Here is a 14,468-nt window from a genome sequence, read left to right on the forward strand (position 1 = left end):
GGTGAGGGACGCTCGGTGCTGACTGCACCACCCCCACCCTCAATCCCTCCCCTCAAGGGGGAGCGACTGTGTTGCTGGTCAAGCGGTTTGCCATGGTTTGTTGTCCCGAATGATGGCGTTGAGGATGGTGAGGAGTTTTCGAGCGCAGGCGATGAGGGCGACGCGTTTTGGTTTTCCGGCTTCGATGAGACGGTTAGTGAAGGCTTTGAACACCGGGTTGTGACGGGCTGCGACGAGGGCGCCGATGAAGAGCGCGGCCCGGGGTTCGGGTCGGCCGCCTGCGATCATGCTCTTGCCGCGCCATCGACCGGATTGGCGGGTGAAGGGAGCCAGGCCGCACAGCGCTGCGATGGTGCGCCGATCGAGCTGGCCCAGTTCGGGTAGTTCGGCCATCAGCGTGCGGGAGATGATCTTGCCGACGCCGGGAACCGACGCCAGCAGGTTCTCCTTATGGCGCCAGGCCGGCGAGCTGCGGATGGCGGTGTCGAGGTCGTCGTCAAGGGATGTCAGTTCGTCGTTCAGCGCCTTGATGATGCGAGCGATGCTGGTCTTGATCCGGCCCGCAGCACGGGCGTGTCGGTTCTTCTCGGCGACCAGCATGCCGACCAGTTGCCGGCGTCGCGCCATCAGTTCGCCGAGCAGTACCGTTTCGGCATCGGCCAGCGGGCGCAGCTGGGGCTTGGTGGCGGCAAGGAACCGGGCGATCACCGCTGCGTCGATGCGATCGGTCTTGGCCCGCTTACCTTCGGCCCGTGCATAGTGCCGCACCTGCGCGGGGTTGAGCACCAGTACCGGCAACCCGGCCGCCGCCAGTTCGGCCACCGCGAGCTTCTCGAGCCCGCCGGTGCCTTCCAGCCCGATGCCATCGGCTCCGATGGCCCGCAACCGCGCCACCAGCACCTCGATCCCGGCCGCCTCATTGTCCACGGCCAACCGTTCTCCGGACGGATGCACGAACACATCCAGCCGGTCCTTGCTCACGTCGATACCTACGGTGATCTCCATTGCTTCCCATCCTTGCGCAAACGGGCTCGCCAAGCGGCCCAAGCGACTGTTCGGGATCAATGGATCGAGCCGCAGCGAAACCCGCTCCCCCACGGGCTCCAACACCCAGGCAAGCGTCGTACTGCTGCGGCTCACCGCACCTGGAACTTTACCAGATGCGGATGAGTCCAAGTTACAAGGGAAGCGGACGGCCGGTGCATTGTCGCGGCCGAAAAAGTACGCCTAGATCAGCTTGCCGAAGAACGTCCTGATGTCCTCGACCAGGAGGTCCGGCGCGTCGGTGGCGGCGAAGTGGCCGCCGGTGGGCATTTCGGTCCAGTGCACGATGTTGTTGGCGCGCTCGGCAAAGCTGCGGACCGAGCGGAAATCCCACGGGAACACCGCGACGCCGGTGGGCGTATCGTTGCGCTCCTCGCGATAACCCGAACCGGAGCGCGCATCCTCGAGATAGATGTTGCCGGCCGAGCCGCCCGAGGCGGTGAACCAGTAGACCGAGACATGCGCCAGGTAGCGGTCGCGATCGACATATTGCACCCCTTCGCCCTCGAAGCCGAAGAACAGCTCGGTGTTCCAGGCCAGCTGGCCGACCGGCGAATCGACAAGACCGTAGCCGAGCGTACCGGGACGCTTGGACTGGATGTCCTGGTAGCCGTTGTATTTGAGGAAGCCGTCGAGATTGGCAAAACCCTCCTTTTCGAAGGGAGAGAGCTTGTCCATTTCGCCCGGGGCGCCGGTCGGGAAGGCGAAGATCTGCTGCAGGTGGGTGCCGACCAGCCCTTCCGGCGCAAGGATGCCGAGCTCCTTGCCGACGAGCGAGCCGACATCGCCGCCCTGCGCGCCGTAGCGGGCATAGCCGAGCCGCTGCATCAGCGTGTCCCAGGTCTTGGCGACCTTGGCCGTATCCCAGCCGGGCGCCGCCAGCGGCGTCGACCAGCCATAGCCGGGGAGCGAGGGGATGACGAGGTCGAAGGCCAAGGCCGGGTCGAGCCCATGGGCGCGCGGATCGCTCAAGGGCCCGATAACCTCGAAGAACTCGATGACGCTCGAGGGCCAGCCATGGGTGAGGATCAGCGGGAAGGCGTTGGGTTCCTTGGACCTGATGTGGAGGAAATGGATGGTCTGCCCGTCGATCTCCGTGAGGAATTGCGGGTTGGCATTGAGCTTGGCCTCCCAGGTGCGCCAGTCGAACTGGTTCAGCCACTGCTCGGCCAGTTCCTTGATGAAGGCGACCGGCTGGCCGCGGCTCCAGTCGGTGGTGGTGGCATGCGGCCAGCGCGCCATGGTCAGGCGTTCCTTCAGATCGGCGATCTCGTCGTCGGACACCTGAACCTTGAATGGGGTGATGGTCATTTCGTCTGCTCCGGTTGCATGGGAAACAAAGGCGCCGAGCGCCGGGACGACTGCCGCCGCAGCTGCGGCCTTCAAGAAGCTCCTGCGATCCAGATCGGTCATTTTCGGCTCCTGTTTCGCGCCGCACCACCATGGCCCGGCGTCTGAGAAGACCTTGCGCCCATCCTCCTGACAGGGCGTGGCAGCAGCGTTATCGCGCTGTGACGAAAGCAAAATCCCCGCGCGAGGGCGGGGATTTCGAGGGTCATAGGCGCAGGGCCTCAACGCAGGCGCACTTCGAGAAAGTCGCCGGTGGCGGCGATCAGGGCGTCGACCGTCTCGGGACCCGTTTCGATGTTGAAGACGTGGTCCATCGCCGCCGTCCAGACCAGTTCGTCGCCGGCGTGGGCATCGATCAGCCGCTCGACGCCGGCGGCACTGACCAGCACGTCGTTACTGCCCTGCGCCACCAGCAGCGGCCCGCCATAGCCCGCGAGTTCGGTCGCCGGATCGAGCGCCCTGAGCTCGGCGATCATCGGTCGGCCCAGCTGGATCGGCTGGCCCCAGGGCATGGTCACGTCGAGCGGCGCGCCTTCCGGTTCCGCGGCCATCACCTCGTTGCCGAAGAAGCCAATGAAAGTTGCCATGGGATCATTGACGCCGTTCCACAGCACCAGCGCCTCGGGCTGGCTCGTCTTGGCCACCACCGCTGCGACGGGTCCGCCAAGGCTCCAGCCGAGCACGGCGAGGCGATCACCATCGAGGCGCGGATCGGCCTTGAGAAAGGCGATGGCGCCCAGGCCGTCGGCGGCTTCCGAACTGACGGTCGCCTCGGCGAAGCTGCCGGCGCTCTCGCCGGAGCCGCGATAGTCGATCCTCAGGCTGGCGATGCCGCGGTCGGCCCAGAGCCGCGCCGCCCGGGCATAGGGGCCCTCCTCGGTCCCGACGATCGGCCACTCCCCGCGATGCCCGAGAAAGCCGAACAGCATCAGCACCACCGGTGCCGGCTCGCCGCTCTCGGGCAGGGTGAGCGTTCCGACCACCGTCTGCCCGTCGACCTCGAACCGCACCACCTCTTCACGCGGCGCAGCGGCAGCCGGCAGGGTGGCGGCAATCAGAGTGGCGGCAAGCGCGGCTGCCAGCGTCTGTTTCACCTTTGTCATTTTGAGCTTCCCTCAGTTCTGGCGGGCCAGTCCCGCCGCTGGGAGAGGTTGTCGGCCAACCCTGCTGACAGGGTGCGGCAGCAGCAAGCGAGGGAGCGATCATTGCGCCCGTTACGCCTCGGAATCTGCGGTCGGCCAACGCTGAGTTTGCCGACCCTACGCCCCCGGCTGGCTGGCCCAATCCGGGTGCAGGCGGGCCCATTCCTCGCGCCATTCCTTGGCCAGCTGCAGCCGGCGTCGGCCGTAGCGCTGCTCGGTCTCGGAAGCCGAGACGATCCGGTCGGTGCGGAAATTGCGGAAGGCTTCGCGCATGCAGCACCAGCCGGCAACGATCTGCTTGCCTTCGTAATAGGCGAGCTGCACCGGCCAGATGTCGCGCTCGGACTGCCTGCCGCTCTCGTCGGCATAGCCGATATGCAGCGCCTTCTCGTTGCGCATGGCGGCGCGGACCAGCCCGAGCACCGGAGTCGGCTCCTGCGGCCCGCGCATCAACACCGGCCACAAGCCGGTATCCTTGATGCGGTCGCGCAGGTCGTCCGGTGACGCGGTAGCGATCTTGGCCAGGGCGTTCTTGGCTGCGCCGGCAAGGCCTGCATCGGGCTGCGACTGTACCCAGCGGCCGCCCAGCACCAGCGCCTCGAGCTCCTCGGGCGTGAACATCAGCGGCGGCAGGAAGAAGCCCGGCCTCAGCATGTAGCCCACCCCGGCCTCGCCATCGATCGGCGCGCCGAGCCCGATAAGCGTCTGCACGTCGCGATAGAGGGTGCGCACGGAGACACCCTGTTCCTCAGCCAGCGCCGCCGCGGTAACCGGGCGGCGGTGACGGCGCAGCGCGTCCATGACGGAAAACAGGCGTTCGGTCTTGTCCAAGCAATCATCTCCCAGGTCCTTCGGTTCTAGCCAAATTCGGCCTGCTGCACCATGCGGCGGTGCTGCTGCCAGAGCCTGTCAGCAGCAGCGATTGACATTTCGCAATATCCCGAAATATTATGACGGCAACGACAGGAGATCGCGATGAGCGGCAAACCGCACAGCCTCAACGGCATCGGCCATTTCGATATTGCCGGTCCGGATTTCGGGGCGTTGCAGAGCTTTTATTCCGGCGTGCTCGGCTGGCAGGTGACGCCGCGCGGCCCGGGCTACGGCATGGTCGCGACGCCGGAGGGCGGACCGGATGGCGCACTTCTCGAGGCGGAGACCGCTTCGCTCACCCTCGGCATCGTCGTCCCCGATCTCGGCAGAGCGCTCGAAACCGCCGAAGCCAAGGGCGGCGCCGTTGCCATGCCGGTGGTCGACAATGGCTGGGTGAAGAAGGCGCAGGTGCGCGACCCCGCGGGGAACCTGCTCACCCTGATCCAGGGCTGACTGATATCGACAGTTTTGACCTCGACGAAGTGCTGCGCGCCCTGTCGCACCCCGACCGGCGGGCTTTCGTTGCTGCCTGCAAGGACGAGGCGAAGGCGGCCGGCGAGCTCACGGCGCTGTCGGCGCTTTCGCTCGCCACCGTCTCCGAACATCTCAAGGTGCTGAGAAAATCAGGCCTGCTGGTGCTGGAGAAGCGCGGCCGCTTCTGGTTCTACCGCACCGATGCGGCGGTGGTGGAGCGAGCGGCGAGAGAGGTGGCCGGGCTGATGGCCACCTCGGACGTGCAGCGTTAGCTGCGTCCGACAACTTCCCGATGGAACGCCCGGATGTCGTCGGCCAGCACATCGGGGACTTCCAGCGCCGGGAAGTGTCCGCCCTGCCGTGCTTCGTTCCAATGGATGAGGTTCTGGAGGTTCCTTACGCCCCAGGCGCGCGGCGCCGGCAGGTCGCAGTCGGCCGGCACCAGCACGCCTTGCGGCACGTCGTGCCGGGGCATCGGCGACATGATCTCCTGATCGGCGAAGGCTTCCTTGTAGAGCCGCACCGAGGAGCCGATTGTCTCGGTGAACCAGTAAACCGAGAGCAGCGTCGCCAGCGTTTCGAACGGGAAGACGCTCTCGATGTCGCCGCCCGTATCGCCCCAGCGGTGGAACTTCTCGAGGATCCACGCGGCGAGCCCGGCGGGCGAATCGTTCAGCCCCATCGCCAGCGACGTCGGCTTGGTGCCGTGCACCAGGGCGTAGGCGCCTTCGGTGAAGCCGGTATAGGCGACCTGCTGGAAATACCCGGCCTCCTCCGGCGTCGGATCATCCGGCTTTGGATAGCCCGAGAAGACGTTGCAATAGTGGGCGCCGAGCAGCCGGTCGGGATGGTTTCGCACCAAGCCCAGCATGGCGCCGGTGCCGAGATCCGAGCCCGAGGTGAGGAAGCGTGGGTAGCCGAGCCGCTGCATCAGCCCGGCCCAGAGTTCGGCCGTCCGGGTCATGTTCATGCCCTTGTGGCTGGGCCGGCCGGAAAAGCCGTAGCCGGGGAGCGAAGGGATGATGACGTCGAACGACACACTGTCGATCTCGGTGGTCAGCCGGTCGACCAGCGGCAGCAGCTCGACGAAATTGCTCGGCCAGCCATTGGTCAGCAGCAGCGGTACCGGGCTGGCGCCCTTGCCGCGCACGTGGACGAAATGCACCGTCTCGCCATCGACCAATTCGGTGAACTGGGGATACCCGTTGAGTCGCGCTTCGGCGGCGCGCCAGTCGAACTCCGTGCCCCAGTAAGTGACGAAGCGGCGCAGGAAGACGAGGCTGGTGCCGTAGTCCCAGCCGGCATCCTCGACTTCATCGGGAAAGCGGGCGTGCTGCAGTCGGCTCCTGAGGTCAGCGATTTCAGCGTCGGCAATGGCGATGGTGAAAGGGGTCATGCAGTCGTCTCCACATTGGGTACGTGGAGATGAATGCCCGATGCCTGCTGCCAGATGCTGTCAGCAGTCTCGGGGTGGGCCCTGGCCGGAACTGTTGCGCCGGAGGCCAGCTACCGGCGATGATGGCCCGAACGGGAGCGTTGCAGTGGATCAGATGGTTTTCTGGATGGCGAGCGCCGCTGCATTGGCGGTCGCCTATCTCCTGGGCGCAACGCCCACCGGTTATCTCGCGGGGAGGCTGCTCAAGGGCATCGACATCCGGCAGCACGGCTCGGGATCGACCGGCGCCACCAATGTCCTGCGTATACTGGGGAAATGGCCGGCGCTCGCAGTGTTCGTGGTCGACGTGCTGAAGGGCGCGGCGGCCGTCGCCTTTGCCGGCTGGTTGACCCAATGGCTGTCGTCGGTTGTGGCGCCTGCCGGACTTGATCCCAACAACCTGCTGCCCTGGACCATCTGCCTTGCTGGCCTCGCCGCGTTGCTGGGACACAGCCGATCGGTGTGGCTCGGTTTCAGCGGTGGCAAATCCGTGGCGACGGGACTGGGCGTAGTGCTGGCGCTGTCATGGCCGGTCGGCCTCGGCGCCTTTGCGGTATTCGGCGTGGCGCTGGCCGCCTCGCGGATCGTCTCGCTCAGCTCGGTGCTGGCATCGTCCGCCGCGATCGTCCTGGTCCTGGTGCTCGAGCAACCGCTGCCCTATCGGCTGCTGGTGATCGCCGGCGGCCTCTATGTGATCGCCCGGCACCGGGCCAATATCCAGCGGCTGCTGGCCGGCACCGAGCCGCGACTGGGGCAAGCGAGTCCGTCGCCGAGGGCGGAGCTGTAGGCTCAGGCCTTCGCCAGCGCCGCGCCCTTTGCGGCGAGGCCGGCGAACACCGTCCAGTTGCGCTGCGTCATGCGGGCGCCGAGGCGCTTTTCGATGTTGAGTTTCGTGGTGCTGATGCCCTTGGGATAGGCGACGATCAGCTGTGCCCCGACCATCGCCAGGAGCTCCGGCCCGTCCCAACCCTCAAGCGGCGTCCAGTCGGGCGCCTTGTGGAATGCGCAGACGCCGAGCTCGTGCGGGCGCTCGGCCGCCACCTCGGGGAACGGGTTGGCTGTGACCACCGCCGCCATATCCTTCGGCTTGACGACGAACACCTCGTTGGCCGGGCCGAGGCCGAAACCATCGACGGCGCCCTGGACGAGCTTTCGCACCGCGGCCAGGGTCTGGGTGGAACGCAGGATGACGTTGCCGGTATTGCCGATGGTCGCGACATCGTCGAGGCCGGCGGCGGCGCAGGCATCGCGCAGCGCCGCCATCTTCATTTTGGCATGCGTCACCGGCCCGATTGCGCGAATCAGGGCGACGTAGGCCGGCATCAGGCGATCTCGATATCGACGCGGTGGCTGTAGTCGCGGTCCGGCCCGTAGATGGTCGAGGGGAAATGCGGGTGGTTCACCGCGTCCGGCAGGTCCTGGTCCTCGAGGCAGAAGCCGCAATGGTTGCCATAGTGCTTGCCCTCGGCCGAAACGTCAGTGGTCACCGAGTTGTAGACCTGCAGGCCCGGCCGGTCGGTATAGAGCTTGAGGGTCAGCAGCTTATCCGGCCCGGTCACCACCGCCACCGGATCCTCGAAGCGGCGGTCGGTGTTGAGCACCACGTTGCCATCATAGTCGATCGGCTTGCCGGCGGCGTCGCGCATGGTGCGACCCTCGCGGAAATCCCAGATGGTGCCATCGACCGGCAGGATGGCGCCGGTGGGGATCAATGGGCCGCCGAGTTCGGTATAGGCCGCCGCGTCGATCTTGTAGCTGTGGTCGAGCACGTCGGAACCGGTGCCGAGGTTGAAATACTGGTGCTGCACCACGTTGATGGGAGTGCGGCGGTCGGCCTTGGCGCTCAGATCGAGCCGCAGCCGGTTGCCGGTGAGCGTATAGGTGGCGGTGAATTTCACGTTGCCGGGAAAGCCCATGGCGCCGTCGGGCGAATCAAGCGTGAAGCGCACGGCGTTGTTGGCGCTGTCCGCCTCGCCATCCCACACCAGCCGGCCGATGCCCTCCGGCCCGCCATGCAGGGTGTGGCCGACGAAGTTGGTCTTGAGCTGATAGGTCTTGCCGTCGAGGGTGAATTTCGCATCCTTGATGCGGTTGGCGACGCGGCCGGCCAGCGAGCCGAAATACGGCGAATGGGCGGGATAGCTGTCGAATTTGTCGTAGCCGAGCACCACCGAGCGGAGGCCGCCGGCCACCGGCACGCGCCAGTCGCGCACCAGCACACCCCACGAAATGATGTCGACTTCGACCCCGGTGTCGCTCCGAAGCTTGAACTGTTCGACCCGCTTGCCATTGAAGCTGCCGAACTCTTCCACCGCGACGCTCATTGCCGTTATCTCCTCTTTCGTGCGACGGGTTGATAACCGCAATCGGCAAGAAGCGGAAGTATGAGCGGCAGGCGGAGAGGGGGAGGCGATGGACGAAGTGAAGCGGCGGGCCACCGTGCACGATGTGGCGCGTGAGGCCGGCGTGTCGCTGGCAACGGTTGATCGCGTGCTCAATGGCCGCCCCGGCGTGCGCACCGAAACCGCCGACAAGGTGGCCGAGGCGATCAAGGCGCTCGACTTCCGTCGCGACCTCTCGGCCTCGCTCCTGGCCCGGGCCCGGGATCTCGGCGTCACCTTCCTGATCCCCGATGGCCGCAATGAGTTCATGCTGGGGCTGGTCGACGCCATTGCCCGGCGGGCTCGCACCACCAAGGGCGAGCGCCTCTCGATCACCACCAAGCTGGTGCACGCCTTCGACGCCACGGCGCTGGCCAGTGCGTTGAGCAGTCTCGACCCCAAAAGCTGCGACTGCGCGGTAGTGGTTGCCACCGAGGACGACAAGGTGCGCCGCGCCATCGACCAGGTGTCGCGCCGCGGCATCGCGGTGGTGACGCTGGTTTCCGACCTGCCCGGTTCGGCCCGCCGGCATTTCGTCGGCATCGACAATGTCGCCGCCGGACGGACCGCCGGCTCGCTGATCGGCCGGTTCTGCCCCGCAGGTGGGATCGGTCTCATTGCCGGCTCGCTCAGCCTCGCCGACCACCACCAGCGGCGTGAAGGGTTTGAGGCGGTGCTGCGCGCCGAGTTCCCCGGGCACGAAATCGTCGGGCCGTTCGAAGGCTTCGACGATGATATCAAGACCGAAGCGGCGGCGATCGAGCTGCTGAAGCAGCCGCTCACCGGCATCTACAATATGGGCGGCGGCTATGCCGGGTTGCTCCGGGCGCTGGAGCGCACCGGCAAGACCGGTAAGGTGCGCGTCGTGGCGCACGAACTCACCGAAGCCACCCGCATCGGGCTCGCCAGCGGCGCTATCGACGTGGTGATCGACCAGAACCCGGATGGCGAAATCGCCGCGGCGCTCGCTGTCGCCCGCGCCCTGGCGCTGGGACAGGATGTAGAGCGGCGCCCCGCCCCCATTGAAATCGGTCTCTATCTGCGCGACAATCTCCCCAGAGGGTAATCCATCATAACGACGCCCCGGGAGGACTACGGCATGTTCTGTCTGCGCGGTCTTGAGGTACGTGCCTCATGACCTATCTCGGCATTGATATCGGCACCTCCGGCGTCAAGGCGCTGCTCATCGACCGGGCCGGCCAGGCTATCGGCGAGGCTACCGCGAAGGCGGTCGAACCCACCCGGCCGCATCCCGGCTGGTCCGAACAGAACCCGGCCGACTGGTGGAACGCCACGCTCGAAGCGATCGACAAGCTGTCGAGGGCGCATCCGGCGGAGATGGCCAAGGTGCGTGGTATCGGGCTCAGCGGCCACATGCACGGCGCGACGCTGCTCGACAAGAACGATGAGGTGCTGCGCCCCTGCATCCTGTGGAACGACGGCCGTTCGGCCGCCGAATGCGCCGAGATGGAAGCGGCGCTGCCGGGGTTGCGTGACATCGCCGGCAATATCGCCATGCCGGGCTTCACCGCACCGAAGATTGCCTGGGTCCGGAAGCACGAGCCGGAGATCTATGCAAAGATCGCGAGGGTGTTGCTGCCCAAGGCCTATATCCGGCTGCTCTTGACCGGCGAGCACATCGAAGAGATGTCGGACGCTTCGGGCACGCTGTGGCTCGATGTGGGCAAGCGCGACTGGTCCGATGAGCTCTTGGCGCTGACCGGGCTCAACCGCTCGCACATGCCGCAGCTGGTCGAAGGCTCCGCCCCCTCCGCCGGGCTGAAGCGCGAGTTCGCCAGCCGCTGGGGCATGGCTGATGACGTCGTGGTGGCCGGCGGCGCCGGGGACAATGCCGCAGCGGCCTGCGGGATTGGCGCTATGCAGCCGGGCGAAGGCTTCGTGTCGCTCGGTACCTCCGGGGTGCTGTTCGTATCGAACGATCGCTTCCGCCCCAATACCAAGGGGGCCGTGCACGCCTTCTGCCACGCCATCCCCGACACCTGGCACCAGATGGGGGTGATCCTCTCGGCCACCGACAGCCTCAACTGGCTGGCCAGGATCACCGGGCAAGACCCGGCGACACTGGCCGGCGCCGCCGAGGCCGGGTTCAAGGGGCCGGGGGAGGAGATCTTCCTGCCCTATCTCTCGGGCGAACGCACCCCGCACAACAACGCCGCAGCCCGCGGCAGTTTCACCGGCCTCAGCCATTCCACCGATCCGGCCTTGCTGGCCCAGGCGGTGATGGAAGGCGTTGCCTTTGCCTTCCGCGATTGCCAGCGCGTGCTCACGGACGCCGGCACGACGATGGGCCGGCTGCTCGCCGTCGGCGGCGGTTCGAAATCGGACCTGTGGCTGAAACTGATCGCTACCAATCTCGATGCTGAGATCGCGCTGCCCGAGGACGGCGATTTCGGCGGGGCGCTGGGCGTCGCCCGCCTCGGCCTCTGCGCTGCAGAAGGCGCCGACCCCACGGAGATCATGACCATGCCGGCGATCCATCGGGTGATCAAACCCGACGCCGGCCTGAAGACTGCCTATGCCGATCAATATGCGCGCTACCGCGCGCTCTACCCCGCCATCGAGGAGGCCCGTAAGTGACTGATTTCTTCAAGGGACTGAAGCCCGTCAAGTTCAAGGGCCCGAAGACCGACAACCCGCTCGCCTATCGTCACTACGATAAGGACGAACTGGTGCTGGGCAAGCGCATGGAGGACCATATCCGGCCCGCCATCGCCTATTGGCACAGCTTTGCCTGGGAAGGCGGCGACCCGTTCGGCGGCCGCACCTTCGATCGCCCCTGGTTCGGCCCGACCATGGACCATGCGCGGATCAAGGCCGACGTCGCCTTCGAGCTGTTCGAGTTGCTCGATGCGCCGTTCTTCTGCTTCCACGACCGCGACATCGCGCCGGAGGGCGATAGCCTCGCCGAGAGCAACAAGAACGTCCGGCAGATTGCCGAGGTGTTCGCGAAAAAGATGGAGAAGTCGCGCACCAAGCTGCTGTGGGGCACGGCGAACCTGTTCTCCAACCGCCGCTACATGTCCGGCGCCGCCACCAACCCCGATCCGGATGTGTTCGCCTATGCTGCGGCGCAGGTGAAGAACGTGCTGGAAATCACCCACGAGCTGGGCGGCTCGAACTATGTGCTGTGGGGCGGGCGCGAGGGCTATGAGACGCTGCTCAACACCCGCGTCGGCCAGGAAGCCGACCAGATGGCGCGCTTCATCCACCTCGTCATCGAGCATGCGGAAAAGATCGGCTTCAAGGGCCAGATCCTGATCGAGCCCAAGCCGCAGGAACCATCGAAGCACCAGTATGATTTCGACGTCGCTACCGTCTTCGGGTTCCTCGCCAAATACGGGCTGGAAAAGCAGGTGAAGTGCAATATCGAGGTCGGCCACGCCTTCCTCGCCAACCACTCGTTCGAGCACGAACTGGCGGTTGCCGCGTCGCATGGGCTGCTCGGTTCGGTCGATGCCAACCGCAACGACCTGCAGTCGGGCTGGGATACCGACCAGTTCCCGAACGACCCGCGCGAAATGACGCTGGCGTTTTACCACATCCTGAAAAATGGCGGCCTCGGCAAGGGCGGCTTCAACTTCGACGCCAAGGTGCGCCGCCAGTCGCTCGATCCGGCCGACCTGCTGCATGGCCATATCGGCGGTCTCGATACCCTCGCCCGCGGCCTCAAGGCAGCAGCTGCGCTGATCGAGGACGGCACTTTCGACAAGACCGTCGACGCCCGCTATGTCGGCTGGGAAGGCAAAGAAGCGCAGGCCATGCTCAAGGGCAAGCGCAGCCTCGAGGACATCGCCAAGCGGGTCGAGAAGGAAGCCATCAACCCCGAGCCCCGCTCCGGCCAGCAGGAATATCTCGAGAACCTGGTCAACCGGTTCGTCTAGTACCGCCGCTACGGCTCTATTGCCCTCTCCCCTTGTGGGAGAGGGTGCCCGAAGGGCGGGTGAGGGGTTCTCTCCGCGCACTCCGTCGCTCGTCGCTACGCTCCGAACGCGCAACCCTTGGTTGCGGACCCCTCATCCGCCCTTCGGGCACCTTCTCCCACAAGGGGAGAAGGCGACCACAGACACACCGAGCAACACCCGCATGCCCACCATCCGCAATCCCATCCTCCCCGGCTTCAACCCCGATCCCTCGATTCTCCGGGTCGGCGACGACTATTACGTCGCCACTTCCACCTTCGAGTGGTACCCGGGGGTGCAGATCCATCACTCGAAGGATCTCGCCAACTGGGAGCTGGTGACCCGGCCGCTGAGCCGCAAATCACAGCTCGACATGCGCGGCGATCCGGATTCGTGCGGCGTGTGGGCGCCCTGCCTGTCGCATGACGGCGAGCAGTTCTTCCTCATCTACACCGACGTGAAGCGCAAGGACGGCTCGTTCAAGGACGCGCATAACTACCTCGTCACCGCGCCCACCATCGAGGGGCCGTGGTCCGACCCGGTCTATATGAACTCCTCGGGGTTCGACCCGTCGCTGTTCCATGACGACGACGGCAAGAAGTGGTTCGTCAACATGCTATGGGACCATAGGACCCGGCCGCTGCTGTTCGCCGGCATCGCGCTGCAGGAATATGACCACGCGCAGCGAAAGCTCATCGGGCCGATCAAGAATATCTACCAGGGCACCGACCTGAAGCTGGTCGAAGGCCCGCATCTCTATAAGCGCAACGGCAAGGACGGGCGGCCCTGGTACTACCTGCTGACCGCCGAGGGCGGCACGGGCTACGAGCACGCCGTCACCTTCGCCCGTTCGCGCCAGATCGATGGGCCCTACGAGACCCATCCGATCGAACACATTCTCACGGCCAAGGATGCGCCGCTCAACCCGGTGCAGCGGGCCGGCCATGGCGACATCGTCGAGACGGCTGACGGCAAGACCTTCCTCGTCCATCTGATGGGCAGGCCCACCACCCAGAAGCGCCGCTGCGTGCTCGGCCGCGAGACCGGCATCCAGGAAGCCTATTGGGGCGCCGATGACTGGCTGTGGGTGAAGAACGGCCCGGTCCCCTCGCTCGAGGTGGAAATCCCGGGAACCCGCGACGACAGCGGCTACTGGGCCGAACAGCGCTACCAGTTCGATACCCTGCACCCGGATTTCCAGTGGCTCCGCACGCCCGAAACCGAGCGCATCTTCAGTGTCGGCGATAACCAGCTGACGCTGTTCGGTCGCGAGTCGATCGGCAGCTGGTTTGAGCAGGCGCTGGTGGCACGGCGGCAGACGCATTTCTCCTACGATGCCGAAGTGACGCTCGACTTCGCGCCGGTGGATGAGCGCCAGTTCGCGGGGATAACGGGTTATTACGGCCGCTACAATTTCCACTATCTCACCGTCACCGCGCATTCGGACGGCAAGCGCGAGCTCTTGATCATGAGTTCGCTCGCCAGCCACCCGGACGGCAAGCTCAGCTATCCCGACGCCCCGGTGCCGCTGCCGCAGGATGGCCCGGTGCGTCTGAAGATCGAGATCCGTGGGCCCAAGCTGCAGTTCTTCTACGCCGCAGGCGACGCCAGGGCGGCCGGCAACTGGCAGCCGGTCGGCGGCACGCTCGACGCTTCGCTCCTCTCGGACGAATGCGGCGGCCACGCCGAGCACGGCAGCTTTACCGGAGCCTTCGTCGGCATGGCGGCGTCGGATCTGAACGGCACGGCAAAGCCGGCGGTGTTCTCGGATTTCGTTTATCGGCCGGTGCGGGATCCGAGCGATCGGTACTGAGGTCGCTGCCGAGCCGGTGCGGGCTGACCCCCACCC

General features: G+C 66.0%; 14 protein-coding genes. 7 read left to right on the forward strand and 7 right to left on the reverse strand.

Annotation, left to right across the window (positions count from 1 at the left end):
* Positions 1–78: 78 nt before the first annotated feature.
* The 4 genes from VW23_RS14715 to VW23_RS14730 all read right to left on the reverse strand — a co-directional run bounded on the left by VW23_RS14715 (position 79) and on the right by VW23_RS14730 (position 4,367).
* Positions 79–1,005, reverse strand: coding sequence for an IS110 family RNA-guided transposase (locus VW23_RS14715; protein WP_069910307.1), 927 nt, complete (start codon positions 1,003–1,005; stop codon positions 79–81).
* Between the two features lie 222 nt (positions 1,006–1,227).
* Positions 1,228–2,457: an epoxide hydrolase family protein gene (locus tag VW23_RS14720; RefSeq protein WP_141728344.1), complete on the reverse strand. Its 1,230-nt coding sequence runs from the start codon at positions 2,455–2,457 to the stop codon at positions 1,228–1,230.
* 158 nt (positions 2,458–2,615) lie between these two features.
* On the reverse strand, positions 2,616–3,497 hold the full coding sequence (locus VW23_RS14725) for an alpha/beta hydrolase family protein (protein ID WP_069910308.1): 882 nt from the start codon (positions 3,495–3,497) through the stop codon (positions 2,616–2,618).
* 156 nt (positions 3,498–3,653) lie between these two features.
* Positions 3,654–4,367: a helix-turn-helix transcriptional regulator gene (locus VW23_RS14730; RefSeq protein WP_069910309.1), complete on the reverse strand. Its 714-nt coding sequence runs from the start codon at positions 4,365–4,367 to the stop codon at positions 3,654–3,656.
* Positions 4,368–4,511: 144 nt separating this feature from the next.
* Between VW23_RS14730 and VW23_RS28605 the strand changes: the two genes are divergently transcribed.
* Both VW23_RS28605 and VW23_RS28610 read left to right on the forward strand, forming a co-directional pair.
* Positions 4,512–4,862: a VOC family protein gene (locus VW23_RS28605; protein ID WP_141728345.1), complete on the forward strand. Its 351-nt coding sequence runs from the start codon at positions 4,512–4,514 to the stop codon at positions 4,860–4,862.
* A 29-nt stretch (positions 4,863–4,891) separates the two neighbouring features.
* On the forward strand, positions 4,892–5,155 hold the full coding sequence (locus tag VW23_RS28610) for an ArsR/SmtB family transcription factor (RefSeq protein ID WP_176730408.1): 264 nt from the start codon (positions 4,892–4,894) through the stop codon (positions 5,153–5,155).
* On the opposite strand, the gene VW23_RS14740 is transcribed toward VW23_RS28610, so the two are convergent.
* Entirely contained in the window at positions 5,152–6,279 is a 1,128-nt protein-coding gene (locus tag VW23_RS14740) for an epoxide hydrolase family protein (RefSeq protein ID WP_069910310.1), read from the reverse strand. The two genes, VW23_RS28610 and VW23_RS14740, sit on opposite strands and share 4 nt — an antisense overlap.
* A 154-nt stretch (positions 6,280–6,433) precedes the next feature.
* Here VW23_RS14740 and plsY point away from each other — a divergent pair, with 154 nt between their 5' ends.
* Entirely contained in the window at positions 6,434–7,105 is a 672-nt protein-coding gene (gene plsY, locus VW23_RS14745; RefSeq protein ID WP_069910319.1) for a glycerol-3-phosphate 1-O-acyltransferase PlsY, read from the forward strand.
* 2 nt (positions 7,106–7,107) lie between these two features.
* Here the strand turns inward: plsY and VW23_RS14750 are convergent, their stop codons facing one another.
* Together VW23_RS14750 and VW23_RS14755 are read right to left on the reverse strand one after the other, a co-directional pair.
* On the reverse strand, positions 7,108–7,641 hold the full coding sequence (locus VW23_RS14750; protein WP_069910311.1) for a DUF1697 domain-containing protein: 534 nt from the start codon (positions 7,639–7,641) through the stop codon (positions 7,108–7,110).
* Entirely contained in the window at positions 7,641–8,642 is a 1,002-nt protein-coding gene (locus VW23_RS14755) for an aldose epimerase family protein (protein ID WP_069910312.1), read from the reverse strand. The genes VW23_RS14750 and VW23_RS14755 overlap by 1 nt, the downstream gene beginning before the upstream one ends.
* Before the next feature lie 88 nt (positions 8,643–8,730).
* Here VW23_RS14755 and VW23_RS14760 point away from each other — a divergent pair, with 88 nt between their 5' ends.
* The 4 genes from VW23_RS14760 to VW23_RS14775 all read left to right on the forward strand — a co-directional run bounded on the left by VW23_RS14760 (position 8,731) and on the right by VW23_RS14775 (position 14,432).
* A complete protein-coding gene (locus VW23_RS14760; protein ID WP_069910313.1) occupies positions 8,731–9,765 on the forward strand; it encodes a LacI family DNA-binding transcriptional regulator in 1,035 nt (344 codons plus the stop codon).
* Between the two features lie 68 nt (positions 9,766–9,833).
* Complete coding sequence (xylB, locus tag VW23_RS14765; protein ID WP_069910314.1) at positions 9,834–11,297, forward strand: xylulokinase; 1,464 nt, start codon at positions 9,834–9,836, stop codon at positions 11,295–11,297.
* Positions 11,294–12,601 carry a xylose isomerase gene (xylA, locus tag VW23_RS14770; RefSeq protein WP_069910315.1) on the forward strand — a complete coding sequence of 436 codons (1,308 nt, stop codon included), beginning with the start codon at positions 11,294–11,296 and terminating at the stop codon, positions 12,599–12,601. Before xylB ends, xylA begins: the two co-directional genes overlap by 4 nt.
* Before the next feature lie 202 nt (positions 12,602–12,803).
* On the forward strand, positions 12,804–14,432 hold the full coding sequence (locus VW23_RS14775; RefSeq protein ID WP_069910316.1) for a glycoside hydrolase family 43 protein: 1,629 nt from the start codon (positions 12,804–12,806) through the stop codon (positions 14,430–14,432).
* Positions 14,433–14,468 lie beyond the last annotated feature (36 nt).

The sequence above is a fragment of the Devosia insulae DS-56 genome (assembly GCF_000970465.2).
Classification (GTDB): domain Bacteria; phylum Pseudomonadota; class Alphaproteobacteria; order Rhizobiales; family Devosiaceae; genus Devosia_A; species Devosia_A insulae.